General features: G+C 70.8%; 9 protein-coding genes. 4 read left to right on the forward strand and 5 right to left on the reverse strand.

Annotated features, from left to right (window positions below; genetic code table 11):
• Positions 1 to 51 precede the first annotated feature (51 nt).
• The gene (locus ACQEVJ_RS37080) at positions 52 to 939 is read right to left on the reverse strand and encodes a serine hydrolase (protein ID WP_433109336.1); all 888 of its coding nucleotides are present in this window, start codon (positions 937 to 939) and stop codon (positions 52 to 54) included.
• Positions 936 to 1,883 carry a LysR substrate-binding domain-containing protein gene (locus ACQEVJ_RS37085; protein ID WP_433109337.1) on the reverse strand — a complete coding sequence of 316 codons (948 nt, stop codon included), beginning with the start codon at positions 1,881 to 1,883 and terminating at the stop codon, positions 936 to 938. The genes ACQEVJ_RS37080 and ACQEVJ_RS37085 overlap by 4 nt, the downstream gene beginning before the upstream one ends.
• 108 nt (positions 1,884 to 1,991) lie before the next feature.
• Between ACQEVJ_RS37085 and ACQEVJ_RS37090 the strand changes: the two genes are divergently transcribed.
• Positions 1,992 to 3,539 carry a penicillin-binding transpeptidase domain-containing protein gene (locus ACQEVJ_RS37090; RefSeq protein WP_433109338.1) on the forward strand — a complete coding sequence of 516 codons (1,548 nt, stop codon included), beginning with the start codon at positions 1,992 to 1,994 and terminating at the stop codon, positions 3,537 to 3,539.
• Positions 3,540 to 3,648: 109 nt separating this feature from the next.
• On the opposite strand, the gene ACQEVJ_RS37095 is transcribed toward ACQEVJ_RS37090, so the two are convergent.
• Both ACQEVJ_RS37095 and ACQEVJ_RS37100 read right to left on the reverse strand, forming a co-directional pair.
• Positions 3,649 to 5,919: a DUF222 domain-containing protein gene (locus ACQEVJ_RS37095; RefSeq protein ID WP_433109339.1), complete on the reverse strand. Its 2,271-nt coding sequence runs from the start codon at positions 5,917 to 5,919 to the stop codon at positions 3,649 to 3,651.
• A 117-nt stretch (positions 5,920 to 6,036) separates the two neighbouring features.
• Positions 6,037 to 6,756 (reverse strand): HAD family hydrolase, encoded by a 720-nt coding sequence (locus ACQEVJ_RS37100; RefSeq protein ID WP_433113180.1) that lies wholly within the window; start codon positions 6,754 to 6,756, stop codon positions 6,037 to 6,039.
• Positions 6,757 to 7,177: 421 nt separating this feature from the next.
• Here ACQEVJ_RS37100 and ACQEVJ_RS37105 point away from each other — a divergent pair, with 421 nt between their 5' ends.
• From ACQEVJ_RS37105 to ACQEVJ_RS37115, 3 genes are all read left to right on the forward strand, one after another.
• Positions 7,178 to 11,308, forward strand: a complete 4,131-nt coding sequence (locus ACQEVJ_RS37105; RefSeq protein ID WP_433109340.1) for a LamG-like jellyroll fold domain-containing protein — start codon at positions 7,178 to 7,180, stop codon at positions 11,306 to 11,308.
• A gap of 110 nt (positions 11,309 to 11,418) precedes the next feature.
• Positions 11,419 to 17,673, forward strand: a complete 6,255-nt coding sequence (locus ACQEVJ_RS37110; protein WP_433109341.1) for an RHS repeat-associated core domain-containing protein — start codon at positions 11,419 to 11,421, stop codon at positions 17,671 to 17,673.
• 1 nt (position 17,674) lies between these two features.
• Entirely contained in the window at positions 17,675 to 18,085 is a 411-nt protein-coding gene (locus ACQEVJ_RS37115; protein ID WP_433109342.1) for a hypothetical protein, read from the forward strand.
• 4 nt (positions 18,086 to 18,089) lie between these two features.
• On the opposite strand, the gene ACQEVJ_RS37120 is transcribed toward ACQEVJ_RS37115, so the two are convergent.
• Complete coding sequence (locus ACQEVJ_RS37120) at positions 18,090 to 18,722, reverse strand: HAD family hydrolase (protein ID WP_433109343.1); 633 nt, start codon at positions 18,720 to 18,722, stop codon at positions 18,090 to 18,092.
• Positions 18,723 to 18,730 lie beyond the last annotated feature (8 nt).

Raw genomic sequence — 18,730 nt, forward strand, 5'->3', positions numbered from 1 at the left:
TGCCACGCTTGAGCCGCATGTCACCCTCCCCGCCCACATAGAAAGGGTCTGTCATATGTGGGTTCTGAGCTGGTCGATCGCCGTCCGGGCGGCGGCCCCGATCGCGGCGTCGGCGCGCGGCTGGTTCTGCGCCGTGCTGAACGACCGGGTGAACACGGCCACGGCGTAGCGCCCGCCGTCGGGATACTCGACCACCCCGACCTCGTTGCGGAGCGTGGGCAGCGTGCCCGTCTTGCCGCTCACCGCGACGTCGTCGAACGGGAACCCCGAGGCCAGCCGGTGCGGCCACACCTGCAGGGCCATGAGGCGGCGGATCGCCGCGCAGGAGGCCGCTCCCGCCGCCTCGTCGCGCCAGATCATGGCCAGCAGCCGGGTCATCTCACGTGGTGTGCTCCGGTTGCCCAGCGCCGGATCGAGCGCGCGCAGCCGCGCCACCACCTCGGGGTCGGTGCACGCCTGGGTCACGGCGGACTGGTCCGCCACGCCCGCGTCCACCCACAGGCTGGTGAGCATGTCGCGGCAGTTCTGCACCACCCGCGTCGCCGTCAGCCCGAGGCCGTCGAGCAGCGTGTTGACCGCCTCCCGGCCCGCCCGGGCGAGCAGCACGTCGGCCGCGGTGTTGTCGCTCACCGCCATCATCAGGTACGCCAGGTCGCGCAGCGACAGCGTGGCGTCGTCCAGCATCGCCGCCAGCCCGGTGCCCCCGCCCGTACGGTCCTCCGCCGGCACCCGGACGAGTTCGGCGAGGTCGAGCAGTCCGCGCTCTGCCTGGCGGTGCAGTTCCAGCAGCAGGGGCACCTTGAACACCGACGCGAGCACCACCGGCTCGTCGGCCCCCACGCCCACCTCACGTCCGTCGTCGACGTCGACGGCGTGCAGCCAGCCGGTGACGCCGGCATTGCGGAACACCCGCTCCACGGGGTTCGTGCCGGGGTTCATGCAAGGAACCCGGTCGCCGGGCGCGGCGCGACCCGCGGCGCGGGCGGCACGCCTTCGTCCACCATGCCGGCACTCTCTTTCAGCACCTGTACGGCCACGGCCGTGAAGTCTCGCACGTACGGCCCCGGCTCCGCCCGCCAGGCCGGGGAGCAGCGCCAGGCCAGTGGCGTACCCGCGAGGGGCCGCCACACCACGCCTGGCATCTCCGCGGGGGCGCCGAACGCGACGGCCGTGCCGGACAGGACCAGGCCGAGGGCGAACTCCATGCGGTCGGTGCAGATGATCTCGGTGGGCACGAAGCCGCCACGGCGGCACGAGGCCAGCGTGTCGTCGTACAGGCCGGGCTCGGCGTCCCTGGGGAACAGCACCACGTCCCGCCCGGCCAGGTCGCCGAGGTGCACGGTCGCCCAGGCGGTCAGCTCGTCGCCCTCGGCCAGCAGGACGCCCGGATGCCGGACGAGCACCGGCCCGTAGGCGAGCCCGTTCGAGGCGACCGGATGGCGCAGCAGCCCGACGTCGAGCCTGCCCTCCAGCAACGCCGCGACCTGCGCGGCCGTGCCCATCTCGGTCAGCGACAGCCGTACGTCGGGGCGGCGGTCGCGAAACCCCGCGATGAGCGCGGCGAGCACGGCGGCGCCGAGGTCGGCGGGGACGCCCGCCCGCACGACCGCCGCATCGCCGCGCGCCAGGTCGGACATGAGGTCGCGCATCCGCTCCACCCTGGCGACGATCTCACGGGCCTCGGGCACCAGCAGCCGTCCCGCCTCGGTGAGCGCCACCCGGCGGCTCGACCGCTCGAACAGGCGCACGCCCAGTTCCTCCTCCAGGCGCCTGATGCGCTGGCTCAGCGGCGGCTGGGCCATCCCCAGTCGCGCGGCCGCGTTCCCGAAATGCAGCTCTTCCGTCACAACCAGGAAGTAGCCGAGATGCCGGACCAAGTCCACGAGCTGGGAGCATATCCGAACCACACATGAAGCGCGTTGATATCCATATTGGACATACTCCCGGCAGGTCTGCTGCTCTTGGCGTGCACTCGACTCGAAGGGGGACGCATGCGAGAGCGAAGGCGCTGGCCGTACGTCACGGCGGCGGTGCTCGTGCCGGTGGTGGCCGCGGGGGTCACGGTGTGGGCGCTGCGGACGAAGGGATCGCCCGAGGAGACCGCGCGGGACTTCCTCGCGGCCTGGTCGCGCTCGGACTACGCGGCGATGCGCACACTCGCCGCCGACCCGCCTACCGGCTTCGAAAGCACCTACCGCCGCTTCCACGACGACCTGAAGCTCACGGGGCAGCGCTTCCAGGTGACGAGCGTCCAGGACGACACCGTGCGGTTCCGGGCCCGGCTGACGGGCCCACTGCCCATCGCGTACGACGGGAGGCTCCGCCTGGTCGAGCGCGACCGCGCGTGGAAGGTGGCATGGACCCCGGCGGCCGTCCACCCCCGGCTGACCGACGGCCTGCGGGCCAAGCTCACCACCGTGCCCGCCGAGCGCGCCCCGATAACCGCCGCTGACGGCACCCGCATCGACACGCCGGACACCCCCGGCTCCGTGCAGCAGATCGTGGAGGGGCTGCGCGAGCAGTACGCCTCCCGCCTGACCGGCACCGCCTCCGCACGGGCCGACCTGGTCGACAGCCGTACGGGCTCAAAGGTCGTCACGCTCGCCGAGGGCGGATCGAAGCCCGGCAAGCCGCTGCCGACCACGCTCGACCCGCGGGTGCACCAGGCGGGGGCGCGGGCACTGGAGGGCGTGGACAAGCCCGCCTCGCTCGTCGCGCTGCGCCCGTCCACGGGCGAGGTCCTCGCGGTGGTCAACAAGCCGGGCGGCTACAACCGCGCCCTGCTCGGCACGTACCCGCCCGGCTCGACCTTCAAGATCGTGACCGCGTCGGCCCTGGTCGCCGGTGGCGTCACGCCCGGCCAGACCGTCGAGTGCCCGGCCGAGAAGACGATCGGCGGCTTCCCGTTCCACAACGCCGAATTCCACGACTACGGCACGCTGCGCTTCGTCGACGCCTTCGCCCACTCGTGCAACACGACGTTCGGCGACATGGCGGTGCGACGCCTCGGCGCCGACCGCCTGTCCAAGGTGGCCGCCGACTTCGGTTTCGGCGCCAGCATCAAGATCGGCGTGCCCGCCGTGGACGCCGCCTTCCCCGCACCGCATGACGACACCGACCTCGCGTCCGCCGCCATCGGCCAGGGGCGCGTCTTGGCCAGCCCGCTGAACATGGCCGCGGTCGCGGGCGCCATCGCTGGCGGCACCTGGCGGCAGCCCCGGCTGGTGCCGGCCTCGCTCGTCCCGGAGGGCGGCACGCCTCCACGTGCGCTGGAGCCCGCGGTGGTGTCCGCGCTGCGCCGCCTCATGCCCGCCGTCGTCAGCGAGGGCACCGCGAGCGGCGTCTCCTTCCCCACCGGTACGGCCGGCAAGACGGGCACAGCCGAGTACGGCTCAGCCGAGAACGGTAAGAACCCACCCACGCACTCCTGGTTCATCGGTTACAAGGGCGACCTGGCCTTCGCCGTCGTGGTCGAGGGCGGCGGCACCGGAGCACAGGTGGCGGCCCCCATCGCGGCCCGCTTCCTCAAAGCACTGTGATCCCGCACAAGCACGGTGATCCCGCCGAAGCACGGTGACCTCGCCAAAAGCACCCGTGGTCTCGCCCAACCGCGCCGCCCGGCCGCCTGTCGCGTGCGAGTCACCTCCCTCACTCGCGCAGCCGACGGGCTCCCGGGAGGCGGTGGTAGGTGAAGGCCCAGCGGTCGACGCCGGTCTTGTGGCGGGTGTAGCGGTCGGGGTGGCGGTAGCGGTCGCGGTTGTGGAACTGGCAGGCCGGGCCGAGCAGTTTCAGGTCGGTCAGCCCGCCGGTGCTCCAGTTGTCGGCGTGGTCGATCTGGCACATGGTGGCGGGGAGTGGGCAGCCGTCGATCCAGCAGGTGGAGTAGCGGGCGAAGATAGCCCGTCGTTGGGCGGGGGTGGCCAGGCGGACCTTGCGGCCCATGTCCAGCACCTGCCCCTCGGCGTCCATCACCAGACGCACCAGCGTGGAGGTGCGGGCCAGCCGGTGCACGCCGGAGACGGGCAGCATCTGCCCGGTCACCAGCAACAACCCCGGCGCCGCCCCGGGCAGCGCTCCTGGCATCGTCCCTGGCGCTGTTCCCGGTGTCCCCGGCGCTCCGCACGAGCACCGCGCTCTACCGCCGCACCCGCATCCGCCTTCGTCGTGCCCCCGATGCTCATGGCTGTGGCACTCACACCCGCCCTGCCCATGCCGGCAGTCCCCCGCAGGCCGGTGCCCGGCGTGGGCGTGATGTCCAGGTGGGCCCTCGGGAGGAGGATCCGGTTGCTCTGAGCGCGACTGCTCTGTGCGCGGATGCGCTGCGTGCGAATGCGCTGCGTGCGAATGCCCGCTGCCGCCGCGCGTAGGCCATGCTGACGCGCGCACGGCGGTCGTTGCTCCCGTTTGGCCTGCAGCACGGTCGCGGTCCTTGCCCTCTGCGGGCGCGGTGCGGTCGCCCTGGGCAAAGGTGGTGCTTGCGGTGTCGCGCGGCCCGCGCCCACCGGCCTGCTTCTCTTCGGCCCCGCGCTCATCGCTCCCGCGCTCTCCGGTCCCGCGCTCACCGATCGCGCCCTTACCGGCTCCGGGGTTGCGAGGCTCCTCATCGCGAGGGCCGGTGCTGGCATGGTCGCCGCTCTCGGCAGCGGCGTCCGCGGCTACATCGGCACCGGAATCGACCGCCGGACCGGCACCTGCCTCTGCTGCGGCTGCGGCCGCTGCTGTGGCATCGCCGGGGGCGGCGGGATGGCAGGGGCGCTCATCCTGGGCAGGGGCGGCGGCGGTGCTGCCCACGTCACCGGGGTCACCCATCTCGCCGGGGTCGTCAGCGCTTCCGGTGTCGCTGGGGGCGCAGTCGCCGGTGTCTTCGGTGTCGCTGGGGCCGGTGTCGCTGGGGTCGGTGTCTTCTGGGTGATCAGGGTGGTCGGGGTGGTCGGTGACGGGGTCGGTGGGGAGGGATTCGGCGTTGACCAGGACCAGGAGCTCGGTGGCGATCTTCTGCTCCAGGAACGCGATGAACGCATCCGCGTTACGCACCCGCAGCGGCCGGTCATCACCCTCAGCCTTCGGCTTGGCGTAGGCGTTCAACAGGCTGCGCAGCCGGGCTGCCGCCTCACGCGGCAGGTAGAACTCCCCTTCCAGCCCGCCGCTCGCGGTCAGGCGGACCCGCAGGAAACGCCGCCCGTAGTCGGCCTGCTCATCACGGTCCTCACCATCGGGGTCGAGCACGGCGCGCAGGTAGCGGCCGGCCTTAGACACCTCCGCCGGGCCTGCCTTGCCCGCCAGCTCCAGCAAAATCGGCTCGGCCACGTCGGCCTGCTCATCGGTCAACTGCGCGGTGGCGGCGCAGATCGCCTCCACCACCCCCGCCGCCAACTGCCCGGCGGCGAACCGCTCCCGCACCCGCGGCAGGCGGCCCAACTCCACGGCCAAGGTCAGCAGGCGACCGGCGCCGGGGACACTCATCCCTCCGGCTGTACGCAGCCAGCTGCGGGTGGAGGCATGCCCGTGCTGCCTGGCCTGTCCCGCATGATGCACTCGCCCGACGCGGTCCGCCAACGCGCACGTGATCCGGTCCCGGGCGAACATCAAATCCTCGGCCTCGGCCAAGCAGACGTCCGCATCCTCCGGAAGCGGCGCCAGCGCCAACGCCTGCGCCGATTCCCGCAACGACGCCACCAGCACCCACGACGACCGGGCTCGGCGATCACCCGCGCCAGAGGCGCTTTCGGCACCGGTCGCGCCGTCGCTCGTGTCCCGGCTCGCATGCTGCCGCAGCTCAGGGTCGATGATCGGGAAATGCTCCCGCGCGAGCGAACCCTCAGCCGACCACAACGGCGAACCGGAGGTCAACCGATCCCACCAGTCGTCAGAGCTATTCGAACGACGAAGGTGATCAGGATCACGGTCGAACGGATCCATCACACCCTCCTCAAAGAATTCGAAAACCTGTATGAATTCTTTCAGCCCTCATCACCCCCAGCAACCGCCAGGGAGCGAATAGTTGGAGCAGCAGGTGAGCTCCGCCCGGCTGCGGGGTCAGGGGGCCGTACGTTCGGCCGGGGTGGTGAGGCGGGCGACGGCCGCGACGACTTCGGAGGAGTTGGACAGGTCGGACAGCACGATGTCGGCGCCCGCCTCGTGCAACTCGGCGGCCGTGGACCGGCCCGACGCCACGCCGATCATGGCCGCGCCGCCGATCTTCGCCGCTTGGACGTCACGCGTGGAGTCGCCGATCAGGACGGTGTTGCCGACGGTGAAGGCGCCGCCATGCCTGGCCTTGGCCCGTCCCTGCGCCACCTGCAGCAGGGTGGCCTTCGGATAAACCTCCTCGCCGTAGCCGCCCACCTCGACGTTGATCCACTTGTCCAGCCCGAACGCCTTGAGCTTGAGCACGGCGTTGCTCTTGATGGTGCCGGTGAGCACCGACTGCACGGCGCCGTCGAGGCGGGACACGGCCTTGAGCGCGTCCTTGGCGCCGGGCAGCGCGCGGCCGTCCTTGGCGAGCCGGTCGCGCCGCGCCGCGAAGCTGACGGCCAGCGCGTCGACGAACTTGGGCAGGTGGTGGTCCTCGACGGCGATGCCGTTGACGGCCAGGGTCTCGAAGATGATCTCCGAATCGGGACGGCCCAGCGCCGGTGCGAGTTTCACCAGCGGCCGCCCTGTCACCATCCGGAACGCGTCCGCGTAGGCGTCGCGGGTGACGATGGCGACGTCGACGAGCGTCAGGTCGATGTTCCAGAGAACAAGGCGGTTGATCGCGGCCTCCGTGGGGGTGCGGTGTGGATCGTGCTCAGCGTACGGCCCACGCGGGGCACCCGCCGCATCCACGACAACCTCGACAAGTCGCACGCACGGGTTGGTATGCGGGCCGGGAGAGCGAGGTACCGGCCGAAATCCGCCCTGACGCTCCCCCCGGCGCCCGTTACCCCGGCAGCCGCCATGGCCGGAACCCGGCCCGTACGGCATGTGGAGAGTCCGCAAATCCGCCGCGGATTCGGCCCGAACCCGCCTTCCCCGGCCGCCTGCGGCGCGGTGATCGTAACCGTCCACCACCCCGCAAACAAGATATTGACAAGAAATGTCACGGGCGGTTCTCTTAATGATCAGTAAACGTTTTTTGCACTTTCCGCGCGGTTCTTAGCTCTCGTCCCACCCTGTCCAGAATGAGGCAGACGTCGTGTACCGAAAGCTGGGTTCTACAGTGCTGGCCGCGGTCCTCGCGATCGGCCTGACCGTAACCACCGAGGGCGGGAGCGCGGCGTACGCGGCTCCCCGCGCCGCGCAGGCCGATCCTCCGGGGCCGGAGGAAGGAGCGCCCACCGACGAGGCCGCCGGGCGGGCCGCCCGCGAGACCGGCCGCCCTGTCGAGGTGCTGGCCAAGCGCGGCGAGGACCGGGAGACGTACGCCAACCCCGACGGCACCTTCACCACGGTCGAGCATCTGCGCCCTGTGCGGGTGCGGCAGGGCGACTCCTGGGTCGCGCCCGACACCACGCTGGTCAGGCGGCCGGACGGCTCGATCGGGCCACGCGCGAGCACCGTCGGGCTGTCGCTGTCCGCCGGCGGCGACGCACCGCTGGCCCGCGTCGCCAGGGCCGGCCGCGAGATGTCGCTGAAGTGGCCCGGAGGACTGCCCGAACCCGAACTGCAGGGCGACTCGGCCGTCTACCACGACGTCATGAAGGACGTGGACCTCGTCGTACGGGCCGACGTGGACGGCTTCTCCCACACTCTCGTCGTCAAGACCAGGGAGGCCGCGGCGAACAACGCGCTGGCCCGGCTCACGCTCGGCCTGGGCGGCGCCGGTGTCGGTGTGCGGTCGAAGGAGGGCGGCTCCGTCGAGGCGGTCGACGCCGGGGGCGGCGGAGCGCTGTTCGAGGCGCCCGCGGCGGTCATGTGGGACTCCGGAACTCCGGCCCCCGCACTGAAGGCGGCGACCTCGGCCCCCCTGGAGCGCGGCCCCTCCGACACCTCAAAGGTCGCTTCTTTGAACGCGGCCGTGGAGGGCGGGAGCCTCACCCTCACCCCCGACAAGGCGCTGCTCGACGCGCCCGACACCCGCTACCCCGTCTACATCGATCCGGTGTGGAAGACGGTCAAGGCGTCGGCCTGGGCGTACGTGTCGCGCACCTACCCCAGCACGTCGTACTACAAGTTCGGCGGCAAGGCCGACTCGGGCCTCGGTCTGTGCTCGGGCGACTCCAAGTGCGCGCCGTCCGACGTCAAGCGCATCTTCTACCGCATGCCGACCAGCGCGTACGCCGGCAAGTACATCATCTCCGCCGACTTCGTGGCCAAGGAGACCTGGTCGTACTCCTGCGACGGCCGCACGGTGCAGTTGTGGCGGACCAAGGGGTTCGTCGAGAGCTCGACGTGGAACTCCACGAAGGACAACTGGCTGGAGCACCTCGACACCCGTGACGTGGCCAAGGGCTGGTCGTCCAGCTGCCCGGCGGGCGACGTCGAGTTCGACGCGACGAAGGCCGTCAAGGACGCCTCGGCCGGCAAGTGGTCGACCACGACGTTCGGCCTGCGCGCGGGCTACGAGACCGACGCCTACGGCTGGAAGCGGTTCGCCGACGACGCCTACCTGCGGGTCAACTACAACACCCCGCCGCCACAGCCGAAGATGTCGGACCTGTCGATGAACCCCGGCGGCACCTGCGTCTACTCCCCCGCCCCTGCCGTGCGCGTGCCCCCCACCATCTCGGCGGTCCTGTACGACGCCGACTCCGCCGACGCCAAGAAGGTGTACGCCGAGTTCGGCGCGACCTGGGACGGCGCACAGAAGTGGTCGTCGGGCAAGATCGGCCCGAAGACCACCGGCTCGACCTTCCAGGTCACGCTGCCGGCGTCGATTCCCGAGAAGAAGACCATCAACTGGTACGTCCGCACCTGGGACGGCTACCAGTACAGCCCGTGGAGCTACGCGGGTGACGCCACCGCGTGCTACTTCACCTACGACAAGAGCGTGCCGGCGGCTCCCACGCTGTCGTCGACGGCGTACCCGCAGTCGGACCCGGAGAACGAGGGCGATCCCTGGTACGACGGCGTGGGCCGCTACGGCCGTTTCACCGCGGCCTCGTCCTCAGCCGACGTGGTCAAGTACTGGTTCGGCATCAACTCCAACCCGACCTCCGCCAACGAGCGCAAGCCGTCCAGCCCGGGCGGGGCGGTGACCATCGACATCGCGCCCGACCACGCCGGGCCGAACTACCTCACGGTGAAGGCGTTCGACGCGGCCGGCAACTCCAGCGAGATCGGGCGCTACGTGTTCCGCGTGAAGGCGGGCTCCCCGGCCAAGGCCCAGTGGGCCCTGGACGAGCCGATCGACTCCACCCAGGTGGCCGACGCCTCGGGCGCGTACCCGGCGACCGTGTACGGCGGGGTGACGCTCGGGGTGGACGGCATGTCGAAGACCGCCATGCAGACCAACGGCACCAACGGCTACGCCAAGACCGCCGGACCGGTGCTCGACACGCGCAACGGCTTCGCGGTGTCGGCCTGGGCGCGGCTCCCCGCGACCAAGCCCACGCACGCCGGGATCATCGCGACCCAGATCGCGAGCGTGCGCAGCGGGTTCGAGCTGTACTACTCCTCCAGCTACGACCGGTGGATCTTCAACCGCTACAACAACGACACGACCGACAACACGATCACCCGGGCCATCGGCACCGCCTCGCCCCAGGGCAGCGAATGGACCCATCTCGTCGGCGTGTACGACGCGGTGGCCAAGAACATCAAGCTGTACGTCAACGGCCAACTCCAGGCCACGACGGCCTACACGACCCCGTGGAACGCCACCGGCCCGGTGCAGATCGGCGCGGGCTGGTACGGCAAGCTCGACGCCTTCTTCCCCGGTGAGATCGACGACGTGCGTCTGTTCGACCGCATCCTCATGCCGGAGGAGGTCGGCAATCTGTTCACCCAGCACCCAGTGGTGGCGGCGCGCTGGAAGCTGAACGACTCCGCCTCCGCCGTACGGGCCGCCACCGCCTACTGGAAGATGGACGAGGCAGCCGGGGCCGTGCGCGCGGAGGAGGCGGGCGGCGCCTACCCGGCCGGTCCACAGGGCAGCGTCACGTTCGGCGCGGCGGGGCGGTTCGGCAAGGCCGTGCACCTCGACGGCACCACCGGCTATCTCAAGACCGGCGGCCCGGTCCTGCCCGACACCACCAAGAGCTTCTCCGTGTCGGCCTGGGCGAAGCTCCCGGCGACCAAACCGACCCACGCCGCGATCATCGCGACGCAGGCCGGCTCCCGGCGCAGCGGGTTCGAGCTGTACTACTCCTCCAGCTACGACCGGTGGATCTTCAACCGCTACAACAACGACAACGACGACGACGTGATCACCCGGGCCCAGTCCACGGCCGTGCCCGAGGGCGGCGTCTGGACCCACCTCGCCGGCGTGTACGACGCGGCGAACAAGCAGATCAGGCTCTACGTCAACGGCAAGCTCAACTCCACGACGGCCTTCACCACGCCGTGGAAGGCCACCGGCCCGGTGCAGATCGGGGCCGGCTGGTACGGCACGCTGAAGTCCTTCTTCCCCGGCGAGATCGACGACGTGCGGCTGTACGGCCAGATCATCAGCGACTCGGAGATCGCGACACTGGCCTCCGGCGCCTCGCTGACCATCGCCGCCGACGACGGCCCGTCCGGGCGCCACGTCACGCTGAACGGCAACGCCAGGATCGACCAGGGAGCCGGCTGGGTGGGCACCCCGCCGGGGGGCCTGGTGCTGGACGGCGACGGCGACTACGCCGCCACCTCCGTCCCGGTCGTCCGCACCGACGAGAGCTTCACGATCGCGGGCTGGGTGACCACCGCGGGACGGCCGTCCAGGGCCGCGGCGGTCTTCAGCCAGGAGGGCTCGGTCAACAGCGCGTTCACCCTGCGCTACCGGCCCGACGCGGCCGACCCGGCAAACGCGGGCGGCTACCAGATCGAGATGCCGGACAAGGACGCGACCGGCGCGGCCCGGCCGACCGCCGAGCATTCGGCCTTCCAGTCCGGCTTCGACTGGGACCACGTGGCGATCGTGTACGACGCGTTCCAGGACGAGATGCGGCTCTACGTGAACGGCGAGCTGGAACAGGTCGAGGACACGGTGTCCTGGCGCCACAACGTGATCGGCTTCAACGCCGGTAAGGGGCTCCAGCTCGGCCGCACCAAGGCGGACGGCGCATGGGGCGAGTACTGGCCCGGCGTGATCGACGACGTGTGGGCCTTCCAGGGGATCGCGACCGAGGAACAGATCCAGATGCTGGCCGGCGGCACCGAGCTGGCGACCGACACGGGCCTTTAAAGAACCGGCGACTCGAACTCGAACCAGGCCCGGCCGCCGCACGGCGGCCGGGCGGGAGGTTGCGCATGAACGGGTTCCCCCACCCGAAGAGAGGTTCCCGCCGCCACCCGATGAGCCGCCTTCTGAGCCGGCGGTTCAGGCAGCGGTTCAGACGCAGGGTCGCCGCCTTCACGGCGCTGGCCACCGTCGCCGCGTCCCTGGTCGCCCAGCCCGCGCAGGCGGCGGCCCCGGACGCGGGACGCCCGGAGGTGAAGAGCGCCGAGCGCGTGGTCCGCGGCGAGACGCTGGGCGTCAAGCCCCGCCGCCCCGACCCGGTGGGCACCCCCGCCAAGCGACGGCCCGCGTCCGGCGAGGTGAAGGTCACCTCCCCCGGCGCCGTGCGGATGCTGGACGGCGCCGCCGCCGAGCGCGCGGGCGTCGACGGCGCCCTGTTCACCGTCACGCCCGCCGCGAAGGCCGGGAACACGGCCGCCACGGACGCGGCAGCGAAAGGCACAGCGAGTGTCGCCGTCGACTACTCGGCCCTCGCCGACGACTTCGGCGGCTCGTACGGCAGCCGGCTGCGCCTGGTCCGGTTGCCCGCCTGCGCGCTGACCACCCCCGACCAGCCCGCCTGCCGTACGGAGACGCCGGTCCGCGCGCGCAACGACGCGGCGAACCGTACGCTCACCGCCGAGATCCCGGTGTCACCCGCCGAGACGGCCCTCGCGGGAGAGCAGGGGACCGTGCTGGCCGCCGTGTCCGGCGACTCCAGCGACAAGGGCGACTACAAGGCCACCAAGCTGTCGCCGTCGGCCACCTGGACCGTGGCCGAGCAGTCGGGCGACTTCTCCTGGTCGTATCCCCTGCGAGTGCCGCCCGTCCCAGGTGAGCTGACGCCCAAGGTGGAGATCGGCTACTCCTCCGGCGCGGTGGACGGCCGCACGTCCAACACCAACAACCAGCCGTCCTGGGTGGGCGAGGGCTTCGACTACTGGCCCGGCTACATCAAGCGCGCCTACAAGCCCTGCGCGGACGACGGCGCGCCGAAGGACCAGTGGGGCACCCCGCCCGGCGACCAGTGCTGGGCGTACGACAATGCCGTGATCAGCTGGAACGGACGCGGGGGCGAGCTGATCCAGGCGTCGGACGGCACGTGGCGGATGAAGAACGACGACGGCACCCGCGTGGAGCGCCTGAAGGACACGGCCAAGGCCAACGGCGACGACGACGGGGAGTACTGGAAGCTCACCACTCCCGACGGCGTGCAGTTCTTCTTCGGGCTCAACCGGCTGCCCGGATGGAGCAGTGGCAAGCCGGAGACGAAGTCGGCCTGGACGCACCCGGTGTTCGGCAACGACGCGAACGAGCCGTGCCACGCCTCCACCTTCGCCGCCTCATGGTGCCAGCAGGCCTACCAGTGGAACCTCGATTACGTCGTGGACCCGCGCGGCAACGCCATCTCGTACTACTACCAGCAGGAGGGCAACCACTACGGCCGCAACCTCAAGCCCGAGGACGAGACGCCGTACGTGCGCGGCGGCTGGCTCGACCGCATCGAGTACGGCCAGCGCTCCGACACGCTGTTCACCGCCAAGGCCCCGGCACGCGTGGTGTTCGGCGTCTCCGAGCGATGCCTGAAGACCGACGGCTTCGACTGCGATCCGAGCAAGATCGGTTCCAACCCCACCAAGTGGCCGGACGTGCCGTACGACCTGAACTGCGATGCCGGCACCGAGTGCAAGGCGACCCACGGCACGCTCGCCCCCACGTTCTGGTCGCGCAAGCGGCTCACCGGCGTCACCACGCAGGTGATCAAGGCCGACGGCACCTACCGCGACGTCGACAACTGGACCCTCGACCACCTGTGGGGCGACGCGGACATCGACCAGGCCCTGCTGGTGAAGTCGATCACGCACACCGGTCGCGCGGCCGGCAGCCCGGTGGCGCTGCCCTCGGTGACCTTCAACCACGTGCAACTGCCCAACAGGGTCGACAAGCAGGGCGACGACATCCCGCCGTACGTCAAGTACCGCCTCGGGGCGATCTACGACGAGTCGGGCGGGCAGATCGACGTCAACTACTCCGACGCCGACTGCACACTCGGCTCGCTGCCCACCCCGGAGACCAACACCCGGCGCTGCTTCCCCGTCAAGTGGACGCCCGCCGGGTACGACGACCCGATCATCGACTGGTTCCACAAGTACGTCGTCACCCAGGTCGTGCAGACCGACCGCACCGGCGGCTCCCCCGACGCGCTGACGACGTACGAGTACCTCGACGGCACCGCCTGGCACTATGACGACGACGACGGCATGACCAAGGAGAAGTACAAGACCTGGTCGCAGTGGCGCGGCTACGGCCGCGTGCGGGTGAGGACCGGCGGCTGGAACGACCTGCGATCCCTGGTCGAGACGCGCTACCTGCGCGGCATGAACGGCGACCGGGCCGGACCGAGCGGCGGGACGAAGAAGGTCACGATCTCCGACGGCGAGGGCGGCAGCGTCGTCGACGAGGACCCGCTGCAGGGGTTCGAGCTCAAGCGGACCGAATACGAGGACGTGAACGGCGCGGTCGCGGTCAAGGCCGTCAACACCCCGTGGTACCAGGAGACGGCCAAGCGCACCCGGAGCTGGGGCACCGTCACCGCGAACATCGTCAACGTCGCCAAGACGCACACGTGGACCGCGATGGACGGCGGCGGCTGGCGGGAGACCGAGACCGGGACGAAGTACGAGCCCGTCGCCGGCCTCACCACCCAGGTGGACGACAAGGGCGACCTGTCCACCACGGCCGATGACCGGTGCACCCGCACCACCTATGCCCAGAACACCAAGGCCTGGATGCTGAAGTATCCGTCGAGGGTGGAGACCGTCGCGGTGGCGTGCTCGGCCACCCCCGACCGGGCCAAGCAGGTCGTCGAGGACGACCGCACCTTCTACGACAACGGCGCCTTCGGAGCCGCGCCCACCAGGGGCGACATCACCCGCGTCGAGACGATCGCCGCGCACGACGGCACCACCGCGACGTACGTCGCCAAGGAGGTCTCGACGTACGACGCCTACGGCCGCGAGCTGACCACCAAGAACGCGGCCGGCCACGTCACGACCACGGCCTACACCGACACCGGCGGGCTGAACACGGGCGTGAAGGTCACCGGCCCGCCTGTGGTCCCCGGCGACGCCTCGACGGCCCACGTCACCAGCCAGGAGAAGGACCCGGCGTACGGGTTCGAGACCGTGAAGATCGACGCCAACGGCAAGCGCACCGACCTGGAGTACGACGCGCTCGGCCGCCTCATGAAGGTGTGGATGCCCGACCGGTCGAAGGCGGCGGGCCAGACACCGAACCTGGAGTTCAGCTACCGCATCGTGGACGGCCAGATCGTCGCCATCGGCACGAGGAAGCTGGACGCCGAGGGCGGCCAGACCCCGCCGACGTACGAGCTGTACGACGGGCGGCTGCGGCTGCGCCAGACGCAGGAGCCGGGGCCGGACGGCGGCCGCCTGGTCAGCGACAAGTTCTACGACTCCCGGGGCAACGTGGCCCGCGAGTACGGCCAGTACTACTCGACCCAGGCCCCCTCGACGACGCTGTTCGGCGCGTACGACGGCGACGTCGAGTCGCAGAAGGTGTTGGACTACGACGGCCGCAACCGGGTGACGCTCGAACGGTTCCTCGTCGGCAACGGCGAGACCAAGGAGAAGTGGCGCACGGTCACCAGCTACGGTGGCGGCAGGGTCACCGTGGACCCGCCGACGGGCGACACGCCGGTGACCACGCTGACCGACGCGCGCGACCAGATCGTCGAGCTGCGCCAGTTCAAGGGCGACTCGCCCACCGGCGACTACGACAAGACGACCTACACGTACACGCCCGCCGGCAAGCTCTCGATCGTCAAGGATCCCGCGGGCAACGTCTGGACGCACTTCTACGACCTGCGCGGGCGGGAGATCGAGGTGCGCGACCCCGACAAGGGGACAACGAAGACGACGTACGACGACCTCGACCACGTGCTGACCACCACCGACGCACGCGGCAAGACGATCTTCAACGTCTACGACTCGATGGGCCGGAAGACGGAGACCCGTGAGGGCTCGGCGACCGGCCCGTTGCTGGCGACGTGGACCTACGACACCGTGCGCAAGGGACAGGCGTCCAGCGCCACCAGGTACGCGAACGGCCAGGCGTACACGACCACGTTCAACGCCTACGACAACCTCTACCGGGCCATCCGGACGACCGTGACGATCCCGTCGACCGAGGGCGCGCTCGCGGGCAGCTACGTGTTCGACACGCGCTACAAGCTGGACGGCACCGTCCAGTCGGCCACCTACCCCGACGCGGGCGGCCTGCCGGCCGAGACGGTCGTCTACTCCTACGACGACCTGCGCCGGCCCACCACCATGTCGGGCCTGTCGCCGTACGTCACCGACTCGATCCACAGCCTCACCGGCAAGCCCGAGCAGTACGAGCTGTCGACCGGCGGCAAGAAGACCTGGTTCACCTACTCCTACGAGTACGGCACCCAGCGCCTGCACTCGTCGCGGGTGGACCGCGAGAACGTGGCGGGCGTGGACCGCGACGCCACCTACACCTACGACGCGGTGGGGAACGTCGTCTCGATCTCCGACGTCTCCCGCAGCGGCACCGACACGCAGTGCTTCGCCTACGACTACCTGCGCCGCCTCACCGAGGCCTGGACGCAGGGCACCCAGTCGTGCGGGGGCGCGCCGAGCGCGAGCGTCATCGGCGGCGTCGCGCCCTACTGGCAGTCGTTCGGGTACGACGTGACCGGCAACCGCACGAAGGAGGTCGAGCACGATGTCGGCGGCGCGGCCGACACGACCCGGGCCTACGGCTACCCGGCCCCCGGCTCGCCGCATCCGCACGCCCTGTCCGGCGTGACCCAGACCGGCGGCGCGGGCGCCCGCACGGAGTCCTACGCCTACAACGAGACCGGCGACACCACCGGCCGCACGATCGGCGCCACGGCCCAGACGCTGGAGTGGGACATCGAGGGCCACCTGGCCAAGGTGACCGAGGGCACGAAGGTCACCTCCTACGTGTACGACGCCGACGGCAACCGGATCATCCGGCGCGACCCCGGCGGCACCACGCTCTACCTCCCCGGGTTGGAGCTGCGCCTGGACAAGGCCACGGCCAAGGTCCAGGCGACCAGGTACTACACCCACGACACCGTGACGGTCGCGGTGCGCACCACCTCGGGCGTGAAGTTCCTGGCCGCCGACCAGAACGGCACGGCGGAGCTGGCGATCGACGCGGCGAACCAGTCGCTGACGCAGCGCCGGTTCAAGCCCTTCGGCCAGCTGCGGGGATCGCCACCGGGCTCCTGGCCGAGCGAGAAGGGCTTCGTCGGCGGCACCGTGGACGAGTCGACCGGTCTCACCCACCTCGGGGCGCGTGAGTACGACCCCGCCACCGGCAGGTTCATCAGCGTCGACCCGATCATCGACCCGCACGACCCCCAGCAGATGAACGGCTACGCCTACGCCGGCAACAACCCCGTCACCTTCACCGACCCCGACGGCAAGTTCTGGGGCAGCTGGCTGGCGATCCTCCTGGCGCTCCTGCGGGCCCTGATGGCCATCCTCAACCACGGAGGAGGAGGAGGAAACCACGGCGGCGGCGGCGGAAGCCACGGCGGTGGCGGCGGCGGCTACACCGGCGGTGGTGGCGGCGCTCCGCACCGCTCCGGCCCGAGCTTCGGCTCCACGGTCAAGAGCAACACCCTGGCCAGCGTCGATCCGCGCAAGTTCACCGCCCTGGGCTGGCTGGCGTACGGGCTGGGCGGCCCCGCGGACATGCTCAACACCTGGGGTGAGAACTTCAAGGAGAGCCGCCGGGTCATGGCCGGCCTCTACAAGCTCAAGTCGGTCAGCTATCCGGAGGGCAACTGGCTGACCAAGTGGCTGTGGCAGGGGCTCAGCAAGTGGTACGACGCCAAGGCCAGCCGGATCGAGGCGCGCGGCATCAAGTGGGGCGGCCGGCTCGGCAAGGCGGGCAAGTTCGTCGGCAGGTTCGGGGTCGTCGCCACCTTCGCCGACGGCGCGCTCACCCAGTGGGGCAACGACTCGGGCAAGGACATCAACACCGGTGAGAAGGTCGCGCGGGCGACCATCCGCGGAGCGGCGGTCGCGGGCGGCTCCTACGCGGGCGCCACGATCGGCGCGGCGGCGTGCAGCCCGGGCGTCGTGCTCGCCGCGGTCTGCGGCGCCGCGGGCGCGTACGTCGGCGGTATGGTCGGCGGCGTCGTCGGCGACACCGCGATCGCCGCGTACGACCACATGCGCAAGCCGGTGGTCAACACCGTCAAATCGGTCGGGTCGGGTATCAAGAAGGGATGGAAGAGTCTCTTTGGTTAGCATGACGGCCGCCCTGGCCGACACCGCCGAGGTCGTGGGCTACCCGCACGCGCCGGTGTGGGCGGTGCTCGCCGCCGCCCTGCTCGCGATCCTCGGCTTCGTCAACCACGTCAGGTTCGTCCGCGGCGGACCCGGCGGCACCTGGGCGGCGCGCTACTTCGACACCGACAACCCCAAGGAGCTGCGCAACCTGCCGTTCGCGCAGCTCCCCGGGGCCGTCATGCTCGCGATGTGGGCCGTGATGCTCGCCTACACCCGGGTCTCCGGCCAGGAGACCTGGGACGCGATCATGGGTCTGTTCCTGTTCGCGTCGTTCGTCTTCGGGGGTGTGGCGGTCAAGCGGCTCTACCGGCCGCCGCGCAGGGCCAAGCCCCGGTGGCTGCTGGAGGAGGAGGAACGCCAGGCCCGCTGACGCGTCAGACGAGGTCGAGGGCGTTGGCCAGCGAGTCCACCACCGGGACCCCGACGCCCTCGAGCTCCGACCGCCTGGTCATGCCGCCGGTGTAGAGGATGGCGCGGGCGCCGACGTGCTGGGCCGCGTGGGCGTCGTCCACGCTGTCGCCGATGACGACGACCTTCGCCGAGTCGAGGCCGAGCGCGCTCAGGTGCTCCACCATGTGCTCGGCCTTGTGGCCGCCGGTCGCCGAGCGCGAGCCGTCGATCCGGGTGAAGTGGCCGTCGATGCCGAACTCGCCGGTCTTGCGGACCAGCCGTTCGTGGCCCCACATGGACAGCAGCGACTGCGTGCGGCCCGAGTCCCCCCAGGCGCGCAGGCTCGACAGCGCCCCCTCGGCGAGGCTGCAGGCCTCCATCAGCCGGTGGTAGTGATCGTGGAAGCCCGCGTCGAGCAGTTCCCACTCGCCCTCCCCGAGCGGCCGGCCGAGCATCCGCTCGTACGCCACCCAGATGGGGCGGGTGTACACCTCGCGGAAGCCCTCCGCGTCGTACGGCCCCAGGCCGTACGGCTGGAAGAGCTCGTTGGTCGCGCCGACGACGGCGTCGATGTCGTGGAAGAGTGTCCCGTTCCAGTCCCAAACAATGTGTGTCATCTCGCCTC

The sequence above is a fragment of the Microbispora sp. CA-102843 genome, assembly GCF_050936215.1.
Classification (GTDB): Bacteria; Actinomycetota; Actinomycetes; order Streptosporangiales; family Streptosporangiaceae; genus Microbispora.